The sequence below is a fragment of the Nocardioides sp. Z43_10 genome (genome assembly GCF_059766615.1).
Map to the genome: position 1 here is coordinate 535245 of NZ_JCBAJY010000002.1, position 18730 is coordinate 553974.

Below are 18730 nucleotides of genomic sequence, written 5' to 3' on the forward strand. Positions count from 1 at the left end.
AACACGATGCTCACCGAGAACGACGCACGCGAGGTCATCGGCACCACCGCCTACTCGAACGAGGGGGAGAAGATCGGGAAGGTCGGTCAGCTGTTCCTCGACGACCAGAGCGGACGACCGGAGTTCGTCACCGTGAACACCGGGCTGTTCGGCACCAAGGAGTCCTTCGTGCCGGTCGCCGACGCCACCTTCGGCGGCGACCGGCTCACGGTCCCGTTCGCCAAGGACCGGGTCAAGGACGCCCCGCACGTCGAACTCGACGCCGGGCACCTCGACGAGTCCGAGGAGCAGCGGCTCTACGAGTACTACGGCATGGCGGCCACGGTGCGCGCCAACACCCAGACCGGGGACGACACCACACGCGACGACAGCCTGCGCGACACCACCCAGAGCGGCACCCGGAGCGGCACCACTCAGGGCGGCACCGGCGGCCAGGTACGCGCGGAGGGACACGACACGTCGGGACCGAACACCGACGACGCGATGACCCGCTCCGAGGAGCAGGTCCGTGTGGGCACCACCTCGCAGGAGGCCGGCCGCGCCCGGCTCCGCAAGTACGTCACCGTCGAGGAGGAGACGCACACGGTGCCGGTCCGCAAGGAGCGCGCCGTCCTGGAGACCGAGCCGATCACCGACGCCAACGCCGACGCCGCGACCTCCGGCAAGCCCATCTCGGAGGAGGAGCACGAGGTGACGCTCAGCGAGGAGCGCGTGGTGGTGGACAAGGAGGCGGTCCCGGTCGAGCGGGTCCGACTCGGCACCGAGACCACCGTCGAGGAGGAGACCGTGACCGAGGAGGTACGCAAGGAGCACATCGAGACCGAGGGCGATATCGACCGGCGCCCCTGAGGATCGACTGCCCGCACTCGACGCCCACTCCGCAAGGGGCGGGCGTCGCGTGCTGCCCGCAGACGCAGCCCCGAGGAAGATCCTGGGGCATCCCCGGGGCCCCGGACGGGTAAAGAGGGGAGACCCCAACCGGGAGGAGCCCGATGAGTGAGAACGACAGCGAGACCTACCACGACTACAGCGTGGACGACGAGGACCAGCCCCAGGGCGAGGGCGACAGCCTGGTCAGCGACCGTGGGCTGAGCGAGCCGCTCGACGAGGGGTACTCGCCGCCGGAGAAGTGGTCGGTGGCGCAGGGGTACGGCAACACGCCGCTGGAGGAGGCGACCGGGGAGTCCCTGGACCAGCGGATCGCCCAGGAGGAGCCGGAGCCCGACCCCTACGTCGAGGCCGCGCGAGAGCCCGACAACCTCGACGACGGCGAGGTGGGTGACGAGCGCGCCGGCCGCCTGGTCGACCCCGACCAGGGTACGGCGACCGACACCGAGAAGGACCTCGTCGGCGAGGACGTCGGCATCGACGGCGCCGGTGCGAGCGCCGAGGAGGCAGCCGTCCACATCGTCGAGGAGTGAGCCGGGCGGCGGCCGGGCGCTCGGCCTTTCGTCGAGAGCGCCCGGCCGCCACCGGGTCCGCCGCCCGCTCAGTACGCCCACTGAGTACGCGTACCCGGGTGAACCGGGTGGCGCGGCGGGTACGCAAGGGGCGCGTTCGCTGGCTCAATGAGCCCCATGACCCGCTACGCCGACCCGACACGCTGCCCCGACTGCGGCGCCCCCGTGCCCGGCAGTCCCGGACTTGGCGGTCCCGAGCGCTGTACGCACTGCGACCTCCCGCTGACCGGCCCGGACGCCCACGACCTCTTCCTCACCCTCCAGCACGCCGACGCGGTGCTGGTCCGGCTGCGCGGCGCGGCCCGGGTGCCGGTGCCCGCGAGCCCCGCCTCCCGACTGCCGCACTACCCGCTGCCGGCGCCTCGTGCGGCGCAGCCGCGCACCCGCAGGGCCGGGCTCAGCCAGGCCTCGGTGCCCAGGATCCTGCTCGGCCTCGGCGCCCTGTGCCTGCTGGTGGCCGCGGTCGTCTTCCTCGCGCTGGCCTGGTCGGCGCTCGGCGTCGGCGGCCGCACGGCCGTGCTGGTGGGTCTGACGGTCACCGCGGCCGGGTGCAGCGCGCTCGTCGCGCGTCGTGGGCTGCGCGCCGCCGCGGAGTCGCTGGCCGCCGTGGCCGCCGGGCTGCTGGCCCTCGACCTGGTCGGCGCGGACAGCGCCGGCTGGTTCGGGAGCCTGGGGTCGGCGGAGCTGACCATCGTCGTCGGCGCGGTGCTGGCCGGGACGGGCCTGGTCGCCGGGGAGCTCGCCAGGCGCACCCGGGCCCTGCCGCGGCTGGCGGCCGCCGAGGTCGCCGCCGGTGCGGGCGTGCTGCTGGTCACCCTCGGCTCGCTGCTGAGCCTCGCCGATCACCTCGAGGGGGTGCTGGTCGCGGGGGTCGCCGGCACCGCCGGCGTCGCGGTGCTGGCGCATCGTCGGGGCCTGCGCGTCGCGGCCGGTCTGACCGGGGCCGGCGCCGGCGTCTGGTGGCTGGCGCTGCTGACGCTCGGGCTGCTCCGAGCCGGCCAGCACCCGTCGTACGCCGAGCTCTGGGGCGAGCTGAACTCCTGGCCGCTGCTCGCCGCCGCCGCCCTCGCCGCGGCTCCCGCGCTCGCCGGGGCCCGCGTGCACCTGACGCTGCGGGTGACGGGCGCGCTGGCGGGGGCTCTGGTGCTCACCCTGGCGGCCGGCTTCCCCCTGCCCTGGCTCGAGCCCGACCTGCGCACCGCGCTGGCGCTGGGGGCGCTGTTGGCCGCGGTCGCCGCGGCGTACCTGGTGGCCGGCCCCTGGCGCATCGTGCCCGCCGGCGTGGTCGGCCTCACCGCGCTGATCCCGGCGATCACGCTGCTGCAGCTCGTGGTCGGCGCCGCGCTGCGGCTGGCGCCGGCACAGGTGTGGTCGGCCCCGGCCGACATGCGGCTGGCGGAGCCCGCCTCCGGCGGCCCGTCTCCGCTCTTCCTGGTCCCGCTGACACTGGCGATGCTCGCCGCCCTGGGGGTCCTGCGCCGGCTCGTCGGCGCGACCGGCAGCCTGCGCGCCTGGGTGGTCCCGGTCGTGGCCCTGCTGACCCTGGCGCTGGCCGGCACCGCCGCGTCGTACGCCGTGCCGCTCGCGCTGGTGCTGGGGCTCGCCGTGGCCGGCGGAGTCCTCGTGGGCTGGTGGCCGGGAACGGCCTCGGCCGACCCGACACCGGCCGGGCCGGTGGCCGCGCTGGCCGTGCTGCTCGGCGCGCTGGGCGCCGCGCTGGTCTCGGTGGGGCTCACCGCCGCGGTCCTGGTGGTGCTCACCCTCGGGGCGGTGGCCCTGCGCGTGGCGCGCGGCACCGACCGCCGCCTGCTCGGCGAGGCCTGCCTGCCGCCGGCCGCTGCCGCCCTGCTGTGGACGCTCGGCGAGCTCGCCAGCGTCGCGGCGCCCGAGCGCGGTGCGGGGGTGCTGCTGCTGCTCGGGCTCCTCGCGATCGCCCGGCCGGGCGCACTCGCCGAGACGCTGTCGGCCGTGCTCGGTGTCGTCGCCGCCGGGGTCGGCCTCGAGGCCGCCGGGGACCCCAGCTGGTGGCTCACCGTCGACCTGACCCTGGCGGGCACGCTGGTCCTGGTCATGTCGCTGCTCCACACCGACCGCCGTCTCCTCGCGCCGGTGGGCGGGCTGCTGCTGACCGCGGCCAGCTGGGTCCGGCTCGCCGACGAGGGCGTCGGCACCCCCGAGGCCTACACCCTGCCCGCGGCGCTGGTGCTGCTGGCCGTCGGCGTGGTGCATCTGCTGAGGCACCCGGAGGCCGACACCCGGCGCGTGCTCTCGCCCGGTCTGGTGCTGGCGCTGGCGCCCACCCTGGTGTGGGCGTGGGGCGACCCGGTCTCGTGGCGGGCAGTGGCGCTCGGCGCGGCCTGCCTGGCGCTGGTGCTCGCCGGCACCGCGCTGCGCTGGAGCGCCCCGCTCGCGCTGGGCGCCGGTGTCGGGGGCCTGCTGGTGCTGCGCGAGCTCGCGCCGTACGCCGAGGTGGTCCCGCAGTGGGCCCTGATCGGGCTGGCCGGCGCGACGCTCACCTTCGTGGGCGTGACCTGGGAGAGCCGGGTGCGCCAGCTGCGCGCGACCGGCACCTACCTGGAGCGGCTGCGCTGAGCCGGCCGGGGAGCAGGCGGCTCAGCCGAGCACCTGCTCCCCCAGCCAGCCGCCGCGTGCGAAACCCGGCAGGATCGCGAACTCCGCGGAGCCGATCGCGGTCGTCCACTCGTTGAGCGCGTCGGACTCGTCGAGCGAGCGCTGGATCGGCGTGAACTGACGGGCGATGTCGGCCTGGAAGCTGCAGAACACCAGACCGCTCTCGATGCGCACCCCGCCGGCCCCCTCCACCTCGCGGGTGTAGTTGAGCCCCTTGCGCACGATCCGCGCGCCCCCGGTGAGGCTCGGATGGGCACGCCGGGAGTGCGCGTCGAGGGGGATCGTCCAGCGCCCCTCCTCGCGGGCCGCCAGGTCCAGCGGCGCCCGCTCCCCGCCGCCGGTGAGCGGGCCGCCGTCACCGAGGCGCCGACCGACGGTGCGCTCCTGCTCGTCGCGAGTCAGCTCGTCCCAGGTGTCCAGGTCCATCCGGATCCGACGGACGACGAGGGTGGTGCCACCCGCCCAGGCGCCGTCGGCGATCCAGACCGTCCGATCGAACAGGTCGCTGCCCGGCCGCGGGTTCGCGCTGCCGTCGATCTGCCCGAACAGGTTGCGCCCGGTCGCGGCGCGGCCCTGGGCGTCCACCCCGTTCCACGAGCCCGCCTGTCGGTGGCGCAGCCTCGCGAACGGCGCCGCGTCGGCGACCAGGCGTCGTACGGCGTGGGCGACGGTGGTGCCGTCCGCCCCGGTCACCATCGCCAGCAGGTCCCCGCCGCACCACCGCGGGTCGAGGCGGTCGTGGCGCATCGGCGGCACCCGGGTGAGACCGGGGGGACGGAACCGGGCGAGCCCGGGCCGGGAGAAGACGTCCGGGCCGAGCCCGACGGTGACGGTGAGCTCGGCCCGGGCGGTCGCGAGCTCGGGGGCGGTGTCGCCCGGGGCGGGCCGGCCCTCGGCGAGGGCCTGGATGTCGCCGGTCCACAGCCGCAGCAACCGGCCGAGCGCGTCACGGTCCACGTCCGGGAGCAGGTCGAGCGCGACCAGCTCCCCGGCGCGCGGGGTGGGCTGGGCGACCCCGGGCTGGTGCGGTCCGTAGGGACTGACCAGCCCGGCCCCCGCAGCGGGCGGTGCGGCGGCGGCGCCGTCCTCGTCCCCGCCGAGCAGGGCCCCGGCCGGCGCCGCCACGGCCGCCCCGGCCGCGGCGGAGGCGGCGTAGCCCAGCAGCCGGCGACGGTCCCATCCCCTGGCGGATGCCTCGCTCATCAGTGGGAGTGCTCGCCGGTGCCGGGAGCGTGGTAGTGCCCCTCCTCCTCGGTGTACTTCTTGACCGGCGCCGTGACGTCGATCGTGGTCCCGTCGGAGAGCTCGAGGCTGAGCTCCACCTCGTCGCCGGCGGCGAGCTCCTGAGTCAGCCCCCTCAGCATCACGTGGTAGCCGCCCGGCTCGAGGACCTTGCCCCGGCCGGCGGTGATCACGATGCCGTCCTCGACCTCGGCCATCGCCATGGCGCCGTCGCGCATCGCCATCTCGTGCAGCTCGACACGCCGCGCCACCGGCGAGGAGGCGGAGACCAGGGTGGCGTCCTCGGCGCCGTCGTTGCGCAGCAGCATGAACGCCGCCGTCATCGTGGTGTCCTCGGCGCCGGTGGTGGCCCGGACCCACGGGTCCTCGACGGTGACGGCCGGGTCGGCGGCCGGGGTGCTCGTCGCCGAGCCCTCGGCGGAGCCGGCGGACTCACCGGAGCGGGCCGGGTCGGCGTCATCCTCGCCGCAGGCGCTGGCGCCGAGCGACAGGGCCAGCACGGCCAGCGGCACGCCGAGCAGGCGGGCGCGACGCCCGGGCCGGGTGGCGCGCAGCGCCGGGGTGGGGCGGTGGGTGGAGCGGTGCAGCATGGGATCTCCTCGTGAGGGCAGGGTCCGTCGTGCCGCGCCCGGTCCCTCGACGAGAGGGGGCGGGGCGTGGCGAGACGGTCGACCGACGGCGGATGCGTCGGGCCGGGGGCAGCCGGGGCGGTGGCCGGCGGAGCGGTCAGGCGGGGAGGAGACCCGGCGGACCGCGGTGGCAGATGACGTGCCGGGCCGGGGCGGGTCGCGGCAGCCGGATCCGGGTGCGCGCCAGCAGCCGGTGCCGCACCGGGGTGAGCGCGGCCAGCACGGTGAGCCTGAGCCGCTCGACGGCGCCGAGGCCGGTGACCGCACGCAGGTCGCGGGCCAGGCGCAGGGCGCCCAGCTCGAGCACGGTCCACAGCGCGGCCTCGCCGAGACCGAGCCAGACCCCGACCGCGACCGCCGCCAGCAGGTGGGCCAGCAGCATCGGCAGCGGCTGGTCCACCAGGTGCTCGACGAGGTGTGCCAGCCAGCCCAGCGACAGCTCCGGGCCGCTCGGCTCCGGCACCGGACCGAACTGCTCGGCGAACTGGGCGGCGTAGTGGTCCTCCAGCGAGCCCACCCGGCGCCCGGCGTCGTCGACGAGGACCGGAGCCTCGTGCGCGGCGAGCTCGGCCGGGTGGGCGGCGGAGTCCGAGGCGGCGGAGTGCGCGGCGGCGGGCTGCGGCGGGGCGGGAGCGTCGCCGCGGTGGCCGGCCAGCGCGGACAGCAGCGTGTGCACCAGGGCCTGCCCGCCGACGGTGAGCGCCACCAGGCGCGGCACCGACGCGCGGCGGCGCAGCGCGAACCCGGCCAGCCCGGTGCTGGCGACCAGCAGCAGGACCATCGCGCCGGCGCCCGGCAGCCGGCCCTCGGCGAGCACGTGGGAGACCGCGCCGACCAGCAGCACCGCGGCGCCCAGGAAGCCCGCGCGCAGCCACAGCAGAGGGCCCACCCGCACTCCTTCCGCCCGCCTGGCCGACGCGTCCAGGGTACGGCGCGCCGGCCCGCGGCGCCCGGACCGGTCCGACAGACTGTCCGGGTGCTGCCCCGGTTCGAGATCGTCGCGCGGCTGCGACCCGTGGCGCTGGTCGCTCCCGCGTTCGTCGACGTCGATCGCTCCTGGTCGGCCGCCGAGGGCCCCGTCCCCGACTCTTCGCTGGAGCCGGCGGCCCGGCTCGCGCCGTACGCCGCGGTCACGGCGCAGGTCGCCCCCGATGCCCGCGGCCGACTCACGCTGCTGCTCGTCTCGGGAGGGGTCACCCTCGCCGGCTGGTGGGACGCCACCTCGGGGACCACCGGCCTCGAGGTCACCGACGCGACCGGCCGCACCAGCCACCACCGCAGTCGCCGCCACGGCCGGGTCAGCGGCCCGGTCGAGCTCGGGCTCACCCTGACCGGAACGCATCTGAGCGTGCTCACCCGGGAGCCCGGCGAAGCGTGCGCGGGTGAGCCGGGCAGCGAGTCCGGCGGCGGGGCCGGGTGGACCGTGCGCGGGCGCGTCGACCTCGCCGAGCGGCTCGACACCCGCGCCGGCCCCTTCCTGGCCGGGCTCCGGGCCGGGCACCGCTGGGCCGCGGGCGAGCCGCCGAAGTCGCTGCGGCTGCGGGCCGGCGCCTTCGGCCAGCTCGGGCTGCGCGACGTCAAGGTGGCGACCCACCTCGACGGCAGCCCGCTGCGCGAGGGGCGCCGGCTGCTGCTGACCGCGACCCACGCCGGACCGGGCTTCTTCGACACCGCCCACACCGGCGTGTGGAGCCTGGACCCCGTCACCCAGGAGCTCGAGCACCGCGCCGACCTCTTCTTCCACCGCCCCGAGGGACCCGGCGCCTTCGGCGACCACGCCACCCACCTGGTGCGCACCGAGGACGGCTGGCTGGTGGCGACCAGCACCTGGGGCGACTTCGACCGGGCCCGACCCGGCGCCCGGGTGGAGATCACCCTGGCCCGTACCGACGCGGACCTGCTCAGCGGCGCCCACCTGCTCGCCACCCGGCGCCTGGAGCTGCCGATGACCGGGCCGGCGGGGCCGGTGCCGTCGGTGGCGGTCTGGGACCCGCACCTGGTGCGCACCGAGCGCGGCTGGCTGGTCGGGTTCGTCAGCGCCCGCAAGTTCTTCCGCTTCCACCCGGCGCTCGCCGAAGGCCCGTCCCTGGACCGGCTGACGCTGCGCGCGGCCGACACGCGTCGCATCGCCACCGAGGGGACGACGCTGCTGCACCTGGACGAGCGCGACCTGGGCGACGCGGACCGCCCCGGCTGGTTCGTGCTGGCCAGCGACGGCCGCGACGGCCGACGCGGAATGCGCCGACGCTTCCCGGTGCTCGACCTTGACCTGCGCGAGGTCGGCGTCCTGGACGCGCCGTACCCGACCAACATCCCGTGGCCCTCCCTGGTCCGCGACGGCGAGGGCTGGCTGATGGTGACCTTCAACGGTCGCCCGCACGGTGGCGAGCTGGCCGGCTACGGCACCCATGGGGACCTGGTGCTGGCGCGGACCGCCGGGTCTAGGCTGGTGGGCGAGGTCACACCACCCCCGTGACCGCAACTCAGCGCCACCCACCCGCGTGGCGTCGGACGAGAGGCCACACCCCCATGCCCGAAGCGCACCCACCGACCGCCCCCGGAGACGTCTTCGAGCTCGGCGCCGAGCATGAGCAGGTCGTCTTCTGCAACGACCCCGCCAGCGGCCTGCGCGCGATCGTCGCGATCCACTCCACCGCGCTGGGCCCGGCCCTGGGCGGCACCCGCTTCCACCCCTACGCCACCACCGCCGACGCGGTCGCGGACGCGCTGAACCTGGCGCGCGGGATGTCGTACAAGGCGGCGCTGGCCGGGCTCGACCTGGGCGGCGGCAAGGCGGTGATCATCGGGGACCCGGCGACGCTCAAGTCCGAGGCTCTGCTGCGCGCCTACGGCCGGTTCGTGCAGTCGCTGGGTGGGCGCTACGTCACCGCCTGCGACGTGGGCACCTTCAGCGAGGACATGGACCACATCGCCCGCGAGTGCGCCTACGTCACCGGGCGGAGCGTGGCCCACGGCGGCGCCGGCGACAGCTCGGTGCTCACGGCGTACGGCGTGTTCCAGGGGATGCGCGCCGCGGCGGAGCGGACCTGGGGCAGCACCAGTCTCGCAGGGCGCACGGTCGGCATCGCCGGCGTGGGCAAGGTGGGTCGGCATCTGGCCCGGCACCTGGTCGAGGACGGAGCGAGCGTGGTGGTGACCGACGTGTCCGCGGCCGCCGTGGCCCGGATCCGCGAGGAGCTGCCGACGGTGCGCGTCGTCGGCTCGACCGACGAGCTGGTCGCCTCGCCGCTCGACGTCTACGCGCCCTGCGCGCTCGGGTCGGCGCTCACCGACGAGGTCGTCGCCGTGCTCTCGGCGCGCGTGGTGTGCGGCGCCGCCAACAACCAGCTCGCGCATCCGGGGATCGAGAAGTCACTGGCCGACCGCGGCGTGCTGTACGCGCCGGACTACTGCGTGAACGCCGGCGGGCTGATCCAGGTCGCCGACGAGCTCGCCGGGTTCTCCTTCGAGCGTGCCCAGCAGCGCGCCGCCCGGATCCTGGAGACGACCCGCGCGGTGTTCGAGCGCGCCGCCACGGACGGCGTCCCCCCGGCGGTGGCCGCCGACCGATTGGCCGAGCAGCGGATCCGGGAGATCGGTCGACTGCGTGGCATCTGGACCCCGTGAAGGGGGGCCGAAACCTGATGTTGTCGGGCGAAGTTTCGCCTGACAACGTCAGGATTCCCCGGCGGACCGGGGAATCCTGAACGCAGCACAGTCAGATCAGTCAGTCACGCGGAGGATAGTCCGCCCAGTCCTCGGGGTCGTCGGCAGACGACTCCGGCCGGTCCGGTGTGGTGTTCTCACCGCCATGCAGCTCCTTCGCCAACGCCCCGAAGTCCGTCTCGTGAGTGCGGTACTTCAGGTCGCGAGCGACCTTCGTCTGCTTGGCCTTTGCTCGGCCGCGCCCCATAGGGTCGACCCCCTCGCACGCTTGGCCGGGACACAGGGCCCCGGGCTGTCCTAGAGATTTCTCGTGGGTGCAACGCTACCTGCTGTTGGGCTGTTCCCGCACACCCGGGCCGCAAATCGACTACGCCCAAAGCGAAAACCAAGCCTTACCAACCTGCGTAGGCGCCGGTGAGCCGGACCTGACCGCCCTCCACGTCGTCGGCGCGCACCGCGCCGGCGACCCAGGCGCGGACTCCGTGCTCGGCCAGCACCTGGATGGCGAGGTCGGCGTCGTCGGCCTCGGTCAGCGCCACCATCCCCACCCCGCAGTTGAGGGTCTGCTCGAGGTCGGGCTGCGCGACGTCGCCGACGCGTCGGACCAGGTCGAAGATCGGCTGCGGGGTCCACGTCGAGCGGTCGATGGTCGCGGTCAGCTCCATCGGCATCACCCGGGCCAGGTTGGCGGCCAGGCCGCCGCCGGTCACGTGCGACATCGCGTGCGTACGGGTGCGCGCGGCCAGCGCGAGGCAGGCCTTGGCGTAGATCCTGGTCGGGACCAGCAGCTCCTCGCCCAGCGTCCGCCCCAGGTCGTCGACGTGGCGGTCGAGCTCCCACCCGGCGGTGTTCAGCAGCACGTGGCGCACCAGCGAGTAGCCGTTGGAGTGCAGTCCGCTGGCCTCCATCGCGATCACCACGTCGCCGGGCCGGACCCGGCCGGGGCCGAGCAGCCGGTCGGCCTCGACCACGCCGGTCGCCGCGCCGGCCACGTCGTACTCGTCGGGGCCGAGCAGCCCCGGGTGCTCCGCGGTCTCCCCGCCGGTCAGCGCGCAGCCGGCCTCCACACAGGCCTCGGCGATGCCCTTGACGATGGCCGCGATCCGCTCCGGCACCACCCGGCCGGTGGCGATGTAGTCGGTCATGAACAGCGGCTCGGCACCGCAGACGACCAGGTCGTCGACGACCATGCCGACCAGGTCGAACCCGATCGTGTCGTGCTTGTCCATCGCCTGCGCGATCGCCACCTTGGTGCCGACCCCGTCGGTCGAGGAGGCCAGCAGGGGCCGCTCGTAGCTCTTCAGGGCCGAGGCGTCGAAGAGCCCGGCGAAGCCGCCGATGCCGCCGATCATCTCGGGGCGGCGGGCCTTCTCGATCCACACCTTCATCAGCTCGACGGCCTTGTCGCCCGCCTCGATGGAGACCCCGGCCTCGGCGTAGGCGTTCTCGGCGCCGGCGCTCGACGAGGGGGACGGGGTGGGGTGGTGGCTCACGGCTGCTCCTGGGGACGGCGTACGGCGGGCGAGGGTGTCGGCTCGGGCTCAGGGGTTGTTGAGGACCGGCAGCGTCCGGGCGCTCAGCGACGCCTCGAGCAGGTGCTTGCCCAGCTGGCTCTCGTCGGGCAGCGCGACCGGGTAGTCGCCGGTGAAGCACGCCTTGCACAGCCGCTCGGTGTCCTGGCCGGTGGCGTCGATCATCCCGTCGAGCGAGATGTAGCCCAGGGTGTCGGCGCCCACGCTGGCGGCGATCTCCTCGGGACTGAGTCCGTTGGCGATCAGCTCGGCGCGGGTGGCGAAGTCGATGCCGTAGAAGCACGGCCACTTCACCGGCGGGCTGGAGATCCGCACGTGGACCTCCTTCGCGCCGGCCTCGCGCAGCATCCGGACCTGGGCGCGCTGGGTGTTGCCGCGCACGATCGAGTCGTCGACCACGACGATGCGCTTGCCGCGGATCATGTGGTCGAGCGCGTTGAGCTTGAGCCGGATGCCGAGCTGGCGCAGCGTCTGGCTGGGCTGGATGAAGGTGCGCCCGACGTAGGCGTTCTTGACGAAGCCCTGCCCGAACGGGATGCCGCTCTCCTCGGCGTACCCGGCGGCGGCCGGCGTGCCCGACTCGGGCACCGGCATCACCATGTCGGCCTCGACGGGGAACTCCCGGGCCAGCTGGCGGCCCATCTCCACGCGCGCCTCGTGCACGTTGCGCCCGGCGATGGTCGCGTCGGGGCGGGCCAGGTAGACGTACTCGAAGACGCAGCCCTTGGGCTCGGGCTCGGCGAAGTGGTGCGAGCGCAGACCCTGCTCGTCGATCACCAGCATCTCGCCCGGCTCGATCTCACGCACGACGCTGGCCCCGATGGTGGCGAGCGCGGCGTCCTCGCTGGCCACCACCCAGCCGCGGTCGAGCCGGCCGAGGACCAGCGGGCGGATGCCCTGGGGGTCGCGCGCGGCGTAGAGGGTGTTCTCGTTCATCCAGACGAAGGAGAAGGCGCCGCGCAGGAGCGGCAGCACCTCGAGGCTGCGCTGCTCCAGCGAGGTGTCCGGGTGGTGCGCCAGCAGCGCCGTCACCAGCCCGGTGTCGTTGGTGGAGACCTCCCCCTCGCGGCCCTGCAGGTCGGCCTCGTCGCCCTTCTCCAGCTCGGCGACCATCGCGACCAGCTCGTGGGTGTTGATCAGGTTGCCGTTGTGGGCCAGCGCGATCGAGCCGTCGGCGGTGGGCCGGAAGGTCGGCTGGGCGTTCTGCCAGGTGCTCGCGCCCGTGGTCGAGTAACGCGAGTGGCCGATCGCCAGGTGCCCGCGCAGCGAGTCCAGGGTGGACTCGTCGAAGACCTGGGAGACCAGCCCCATGTCCTTGTAGACCAGGATCTGGCGGCCGTTGCTGACCGCGATCCCGGCGGACTCCTGCCCGCGGTGCTGCAGCGCGTACAGGCCGAAGTAGGTGAGCTTGGCGACCTCCTCGCCTGGGGCCCAGACGCCGAAGACGCCGCAGGCGTCCTGCGGGCCGCGTTCCTGGGGATCGAGATCGAGGTTGAGCCGCCCGTCTCCGCGGGGTGTCTGCCGGGGCACATTCCGAGTCTAGGGGCGCCGAGGAGGGGCTCGCGCATCGTCGCGGGGGGCTTCCATCCCTCGGACGCACTCCCATTCGCCGTTCGTGCGGTGTGCGTGGGCACTACATTGACTCCGAAGAGGGGGCGCGACCGCATGCCAGAAGAGACTGTCCGCGAGCTCGCGAACTACCGCATCCACCGGGTACTCGCCGAGGCATGGGGCCACAGCGCGCTGCGCGACACCCTCGACGTGGTCGCCGAGGGCGTGACCGACGTGGCGGGATTCGGGGTCGCCTGCCTGAGCGTGCTGCACGACAGCGGCGAGCTCGAGGTCGTCGCGGTCTCCGGCAACGAGGACGCCCGCCAGGCGCTGCTGGGGACGTTCTCCCCGGTCAGCCAGATGCTCGAGGAGATCGAGCACGCCGACGAGTGGGGCTCGCTGCGCTTCGTGCCGCACAGCCGGGTCGGCGACTTCGTGCGCACCGGCTGGGTGCCCGACATCGAGCCCGTCGACGACGACCCGCTGGCCTGGCACCCCCTCGACCTCCTCGCCGCACCACTGCTCGACGAGGCCGGCGAGCTGCGCGGCTTCCTGACCGTCGACCTGCCCGAGGACGGTCGCCGCCCGGGGCCCGAACGGCGCCGCCAGCTGCAGATGTACGCCGACCAGGCCGGACGCGCGATCATCAGCGCGATGGAGCGCGAGCGCCAGGCCGAGGAGCTGCGCCTGGCCGACACCGCCCGCAAGATCGTGCGCAACGCCAGCGCCCAGCTCAACCTGGACCGCATCCTCGAGGAGTGCCAGAAGGCCATCGTCGACGGGTTCCGCATCCAGGGCCTGTGGATCCAGCTCTACGACGTCGACGGGCGCGGGCTCGAGCGCGGCGCCATCTCCTCCTCCGACGGCCTGGGCGTCGAGCTGCCCGACGACCTGCGTCGCGAGGCCGTCGCCGCGTCCGGGATCTGCTGGCGCGAGCAGCGGGTCGGGATCGTCTCGCTGCGCAGGCCGGCCGGCTGGCTGTTCGACGAGAGCCAGAACTCCCGGATCAGCGAGTTCCTGACCAGCATCGACATCACCTCGATGCTGTTCGTGCCCCTCGGCGCGGGGCCCGAGTGCCTGGGCCACCTGGTGCTGACCCGCGACGACAGCGACCCCGAGTGGAGCGACGTGGAGGGGGCCGTCGCGCTGGACATGGGCCACGACCTGGGCCGCGCGGTGCTCAACGCCCGCCTCTTCGAGCGCGAGCACCGCCTGGTGGCCGAGCTCCAGCGCCTCGACACCTACAAGGGCCAGCTGATCGCGACCGTGTCGCACGAGCTGAAGAACCCGCTGTCCTCGATCATCGGCCACCTCGAGATCCTCGAGTCGGTGACCGGTCTCAGCGGGTCCACCCGGACCTCCCTGGCCGCCATCGAGCGCGGCGCGAACCGGCTCAACAAGCTGGTCGAGGACCTGCTGCTGCTCTCCCAGGTCACCGACCCCGACAAGCCGCTGGTCGCCCACCCGGTCGACCTGCGTCCGCTCCTGGCGGAAGCGGTGGAGCTGGTCGAGGTGGCGGTGCAGCGCAAGGCGCTGACGCTGAGCCTCGAGCTCGCCGACGAGCCGTTCCTGGTCCTGGGCGACGCCGAGGAGCTCGACCGGGTCTGCGCCAACCTGGTCAGCAACGCGGTGAAGTACACCCCGGCCCACGGCACGGTGAGCCTGAGCCTGAGCCGGGAGGGCGACGAGATCGTGCTGACCTGCGCGGACGACGGCATCGGCATCGGCGCCGAGGACCAGAAGCGGCTGTTCAGCGAGTTCTTCCGCTCCACCAACCCCGAGGCGATCCAGCAGCCCGGCACCGGTCTGGGGCTGGCCATCGTGCGCCGGATCGTGGAGCGCCACTGCGGCCGGATCGACGTGACCTCCACCCTGGGCGAGGGCAGCACCTTCGTGGTCCGCCTCCCGACCGGCTGACCGTGGCGCGGGGAACTCCGGGCGGCGAGCGTCCGCCGTACACGCTCCATCGGGAACAGCACCTCCCCTCCTCCGCCGGCCTGCCGGTGGACACGCTCCGGCTCATCGCGCAGAGCCTCGCCGAGCTGGCGGGCTTCGCCGTGGCCACGATCGGCGTGTTCCGGCCGAACGGGGAGATGGAGACGATCGCCGCCGCCTGCGCCGACGGGGCACCTGCGTCGCTGGTCGGCCAGAGCGCCCCCTCCTCGGTGGTGCTGGAGCTCCTCGACCTGGCCCAGCCCTGGGGCCGGCTGCTGCGCTTCGTGCCCCACGAGGAGTCGGCCGCCTTCGCCCACGCCCTCTCCGCGGGCACCGAGGCCGTCGCCGGGCCGGACGCCTGGCAGCCGCTCGACCTGCTGATGGTGCCGCTCGTCGGGGCCGACGAGACGCTGCAGGGCATCCTCGCCGTCGACCGGCCCCTGGACGGGCGCCGCCCCGGCCCCGAGCAGCTCAGGCTGCTCGACAGCTATGCCGAGCAGGCAGCGCGCGCGGTGCTGCGGACCTTCGAGCACGAACGGCGCGCCGAGCAGCTCCGGCTGGCCGAGGTGGCCCGGCGGGTGGTGCGCACCGCCAGCGCCGGCCCCGACCTGAGCAGCACGCTGGGTGCCTGCCAGGCGGCGCTGCTCGACGGCTTCCGCTGCACCGGCCTGTGGGTGCGGGTGCTGCCCACCGACGAGGAGCCGCGGGGCTACACCCACCGCTACCCGGACGCGTGGGAGGTGCCGCAGGCGCCCGCGCCGGTGGTGGCCACGGCGATGCGGCTGGCCCGAGACTGCTGGGCCCAGCAGCAGGTCGCCCTCCTCGGCCGCGACCGCCTCTCCCCCAGCCTGCTCTCGCCGGCCGAGCACCGCAGGGTCAGGCAGTACTTCGGCGCCCGTGGGCTCACCTCGGTGATGCTGGTGCCCCTCGGCGCGGGTGAGGAGTGCCTGGGCACGCTCACGTTGACGCGCCAGGACGCCGCCCTGGAGTGGACCGACGTCGAGGCGAGCGCCGCGCTGGACGTCGGGCACGACCTGGGCCGCGCCATCCTCACCGCGAGGCTGTTCGCGCGCGAGCGCAGGCTGGCCCACGAGCTGCGCGAGCTGGACGCCTACCAGGCGAGGCTGATCGACTCCCTGGCCCACGAGCTGACGAGCCCGCTGAGCGCGATCCTCGGCAACGTCGAGCTGCTCCAGGGCGCATCCGACCTGGGCGCGCGGGCCGACGCCGCGGTGACCCTGCTCGGCCAGGACGCCCGGCGGCTGGCCCGGCTGGCCGACGACCTGACGATGCTCTCCACCCGCGCCGCGCCGTCGACCTGAGCCGGGGTCCGGGCCCGGCGGCGTCCGGCGCGGCTACCGGGCGGGCGCGTGGGAGGCGAGGTTCTGCAGGAGCAGGGTCTCGGCCAGGATCACCCGCTCGAACTCGGCCAGGTGCAGGCCCTCGTTGGCGCCGTGGGCGCGGGTGTCGGGGTCCTCGACGCCGGTCACCAGCACGCTCGCGCGCGGGAACGCCTCGAGGAACTCGGCGATGAACGGGATCGAGCCGCCGACGCCCATGTCGACGGGGGCGACGCCGTCCCACGCCTCGGCGAACGCCGCCCGGGCCACGTCGTACGCCGGGCCTTCTGCGTCGATGGCGGTCGCCTCGCCGGTGTCGACGATGGTGACGGTGAGCTCGGCGCCCCACGGCACGTGGGCCTCGAGGTGGCGGCGCAGACACGCCACCGCGTTCTCGGTGGTGTCGCCGGGCGCGATCCGCATCGAGATCTTGGCGCGGGCCGCCGGGACCAGGGTGTTGGAGGCGCCGTCGACCTGGGGCGCGTCGAGGCCGGTGATGCTCAGCGAGGGCTTGGTCCACAGCCGCTCGACCGCAGAGCCGGAGCCGATCCACTCCACGCCCGGGTTCACGCCGGACTCCGCGCGCAGCCGCTCCTCGGGGTAGTCCACGTCGGCGGCCGGGCCGCTGTGCAGCCCCGCGACGGCGACGTTGCCGGCATCGTCGTGCAGGCTCGCGATCAGCCGGCTCAGCGCGATCAGCGCGTCGGGCACGAGGCCGCCCCACATCCCGGAGTGCACGGCGTGGGTCAGCGTGCGGACCTCGACGTCGGCGCGGACCAGGCCGCGCAGGCTGGTGGTCAGCGCCGGCACGCCGATGTCCCAGTTGCCGGAGTCGGCGATCACGATCACGTCCGCCTCGAGCAGGTGCTGGTACTCGCGCAGGAACGCCGGCAGGGACTCGGAGCCGACCTCCTCCTCGCCCTCGACGAAGACGGTGACGCCCACCGGCAGGTCGTCGCCCAGGATGCGCAGGGCGCCGAGGTGGGCGGCGATGCCGGCCTTGTCGTCGGCCGCGCCGCGCGCGTAGAGCCGGCCGTCGCGCTCGGTCGGCTCGAACGGCGCGGAGTCCCAGGTCGCGTGGTCGCCCTCGGGCTGGACGTCGTGGTGGGCGTAGAGCAGCACCGTCGGACGCCCCTCGGGCGCGGGCCGGCGGGCGACGACGGCGGGCGCGCCGCCGTCGGCGGTGAGGATCTGGACGTCGTCGAACCCCTCGGCGCGGAACAGCCCGGCGACGGCCTCGGCGCTGCGCTGCACCTCGCCGGCCCGGGCCGGGTCGGCGCTGACCGACTCGATCCGGACCAGGTCCTCGAGGTCGCGGCGTACGCCGGGGAGGACCTCGGCGAGGCGGGTGCGGAGCTGGTCGATGTTCGCGGTGACAATCACACGCCGACCCTATCGGGGCCTCAGCGGCGGATCTCGGCCAGGAACTCCGCGATCCGGCCGATCGCCTCCTCCAGCACGTGCACCTCGGGCAGGGTGACCAGGCGGAAGTGGTCGGGGGTGGGCCAGTTGAAGCCGGTGCCGTGGGTGACCAGGAGCTTCTTGGCGCGCAGCAGGTCGATCACGAACTGCTGGTCGTCCTCGATCGGGTACATCTCCGGATCGAGCCGCGGGAAGCAGTAGAGCGCGCCGTGCGGCTCCACGGAGGTGACGCCGGGGATCTCGTTGAGCAGCCGGTGCGCGGTCTTGGCCTGCTCGTAGAACCGGCCGCCGGGCACGATCAGCTCGTTGATCGACTGGTAGCCCCCCAGCGCGGTCTGGATCGCGTGCTGGGCCGGGACGTTGGCGCACATCCGCATGTTCGAGACCAGCATCAGGCCCTCGAGGAAGTCGGCCGCGAGGTGCTTGGGCCCCGAGACCATCACCCACCCGGAGCGGTAGCCGCAGACCCGGTAGGCCTTGGAGAGCCCGCTGAACGTCAGGCAGAGGACGTCCTCGCCGGTGTAGGCCGCGGTGTGGTGGTGCACGGCGTCGTCGAAGAGGATCTTCTCGTAGATCTCGTCGCTGAACACGACCAGGTCGTGGCGGCGCGCGATGTCGACCAGGCCCTTCACCACGTCCTCGCTGTAGACGGCGCCGGTCGGGTTGTTGGGGTTGATGATCACGATCGCGTGGGTGTTCTCGGTGATCTTCGACTCGATGTCGTCGAGGTCGGGCGCCCAGCCGTTCTCCTCGTCGCACAGGTAGTGCACCGGGATGCCGCCCGACAGGGTCACCGCGCCGGTCCACAGCGGGTAGTCCGGCGCCGGCACCAGGATCTCGTTGCCGTCGTCGATGAAGGTCTGCAGCACCATCGTGATCAGCTCGGAGACGCCGTTGCCGATGAACACGTCGTCGACGTGGGCCTCGGCCAGGCCACGGCTCTGGTAGTACTGCGCCACCGCGGTGCGTGCGGAGTAGATCCCCCGCGAGTCGCTGTAGCCCTGGGCCTCGGGCAGGTGGTGCACCATGTCGGCGACGATCGCGGCGGGGGCCTCGAAGCCGAACGGCGCGGGATTGCCGATGTTCAGCTTGAGGATGCGGTGGCCCTCGGCCTCGAGGCGCTGGGCCTCGACGAGGATCGGACCCCGCACGTCGTAGCGGACGTGTTGCAGCTTGCGGCTCTGCCTGATCTGGCGCACGGCGTCATGCTCTCAGGCGGTGTCCAGCGGTTTGTGCTCAGGGGAGGGTGGGCGTCCGGTCGCGCTCAGGGCAGGGGGTGCTCAGGGCAGGCGGCGGCGCGCTCGGGGCAGGGGGTGCGCTCG

General features: G+C 74.3%; 15 protein-coding genes. 7 read left to right on the forward strand and 8 right to left on the reverse strand.

The features are described from left to right. Positions 1-6 precede the first annotated feature (6 nt). The 3 genes from AC6EI4_RS05845 (at position 7) to AC6EI4_RS05855 (ending at position 4052) form a co-directional block, all read left to right on the forward strand. Positions 7-849 (forward strand): DUF2382 domain-containing protein, encoded by an 843-nt coding sequence (locus tag AC6EI4_RS05845; protein WP_498419360.1) that lies wholly within the window; start codon positions 7-9, stop codon positions 847-849. Between the two features lie 143 nt (positions 850-992). Further along, positions 993-1421, forward strand: coding sequence for a DUF5709 domain-containing protein (locus AC6EI4_RS05850; RefSeq protein ID WP_498419362.1), 429 nt, complete (start codon positions 993-995; stop codon positions 1419-1421). A 147-nt stretch (positions 1422-1568) separates the two neighbouring features. Then, on the forward strand, positions 1569-4052 hold the full coding sequence (locus AC6EI4_RS05855) for an SCO7613 C-terminal domain-containing membrane protein (protein WP_498450862.1): 2484 nt from the start codon (positions 1569-1571) through the stop codon (positions 4050-4052). A 21-nt stretch (positions 4053-4073) separates the two neighbouring features. Here the strand turns inward: AC6EI4_RS05855 and AC6EI4_RS05860 are convergent, their stop codons facing one another. The 3 genes from AC6EI4_RS05860 to AC6EI4_RS05870 all read right to left on the reverse strand — a co-directional run bounded on the left by AC6EI4_RS05860 (position 4074) and on the right by AC6EI4_RS05870 (position 6851). Further along, positions 4074-5294, reverse strand: a complete 1221-nt coding sequence (locus AC6EI4_RS05860; protein ID WP_498450863.1) for a Dyp-type peroxidase — start codon at positions 5292-5294, stop codon at positions 4074-4076. After that, complete coding sequence (locus AC6EI4_RS05865; RefSeq protein ID WP_498419367.1) at positions 5294-5923, reverse strand: copper chaperone PCu(A)C; 630 nt, start codon at positions 5921-5923, stop codon at positions 5294-5296. Before AC6EI4_RS05865 ends, AC6EI4_RS05860 begins: the two co-directional genes overlap by 1 nt. A 136-nt stretch (positions 5924-6059) precedes the next feature. Beyond that, positions 6060-6851 carry a hypothetical protein gene (locus tag AC6EI4_RS05870; RefSeq protein WP_498450864.1) on the reverse strand — a complete coding sequence of 264 codons (792 nt, stop codon included), beginning with the start codon at positions 6849-6851 and terminating at the stop codon, positions 6060-6062. 87 nt (positions 6852-6938) lie between these two features. Between AC6EI4_RS05870 and AC6EI4_RS05875 the strand changes: the two genes are divergently transcribed. Next, the gene (locus AC6EI4_RS05875) at positions 6939-8438 is read left to right on the forward strand and encodes a hypothetical protein (protein ID WP_498450865.1); all 1500 of its coding nucleotides are present in this window, start codon (positions 6939-6941) and stop codon (positions 8436-8438) included. Between the two features lie 53 nt (positions 8439-8491). Beyond that, positions 8492-9589, forward strand: coding sequence for a Glu/Leu/Phe/Val family dehydrogenase (locus AC6EI4_RS05880; protein ID WP_498450866.1), 1098 nt, complete (start codon positions 8492-8494; stop codon positions 9587-9589). 100 nt (positions 9590-9689) lie between these two features. On the opposite strand, the gene AC6EI4_RS05885 is transcribed toward AC6EI4_RS05880, so the two are convergent. The 3 genes from AC6EI4_RS05885 to purF all read right to left on the reverse strand — a co-directional run bounded on the left by AC6EI4_RS05885 (position 9690) and on the right by purF (position 12690). Then, on the reverse strand, positions 9690-9875 hold the full coding sequence (locus tag AC6EI4_RS05885) for a DUF3073 domain-containing protein (protein ID WP_498419373.1): 186 nt from the start codon (positions 9873-9875) through the stop codon (positions 9690-9692). Positions 9876-10020: 145 nt separating this feature from the next. Beyond that, positions 10021-11121: a phosphoribosylformylglycinamidine cyclo-ligase gene (purM, locus tag AC6EI4_RS05890; protein WP_498419375.1), complete on the reverse strand. Its 1101-nt coding sequence runs from the start codon at positions 11119-11121 to the stop codon at positions 10021-10023. A gap of 48 nt (positions 11122-11169) precedes the next feature. Further along, positions 11170-12690, reverse strand: coding sequence for an amidophosphoribosyltransferase (gene purF / locus AC6EI4_RS05895; RefSeq protein WP_498419377.1), 1521 nt, complete (start codon positions 12688-12690; stop codon positions 11170-11172). A 135-nt stretch (positions 12691-12825) separates the two neighbouring features. Between purF and AC6EI4_RS05900 the strand changes: the two genes are divergently transcribed. Both AC6EI4_RS05900 and AC6EI4_RS05905 read left to right on the forward strand, forming a co-directional pair. After that, positions 12826-14628: a sensor histidine kinase gene (locus AC6EI4_RS05900; RefSeq protein WP_498450867.1), complete on the forward strand. Its 1803-nt coding sequence runs from the start codon at positions 12826-12828 to the stop codon at positions 14626-14628. Positions 14629-14714: 86 nt separating this feature from the next. Beyond that, positions 14715-15968, forward strand: coding sequence for a GAF domain-containing protein (locus AC6EI4_RS05905; protein ID WP_498450868.1), 1254 nt, complete (start codon positions 14715-14717; stop codon positions 15966-15968). Between the two features lie 33 nt (positions 15969-16001). Here the strand turns inward: AC6EI4_RS05905 and AC6EI4_RS05910 are convergent, their stop codons facing one another. Together AC6EI4_RS05910 and AC6EI4_RS05915 are read right to left on the reverse strand one after the other, a co-directional pair. Next, on the reverse strand, positions 16002-17369 hold the full coding sequence (locus AC6EI4_RS05910) for a dipeptidase (protein ID WP_498450869.1): 1368 nt from the start codon (positions 17367-17369) through the stop codon (positions 16002-16004). A 20-nt stretch (positions 17370-17389) separates the two neighbouring features. After that, a complete protein-coding gene (locus tag AC6EI4_RS05915) occupies positions 17390-18607 on the reverse strand; it encodes a pyridoxal phosphate-dependent aminotransferase (protein ID WP_498419384.1) in 1218 nt (405 codons plus the stop codon). Positions 18608-18730: the final 123 nt, after the last annotated feature.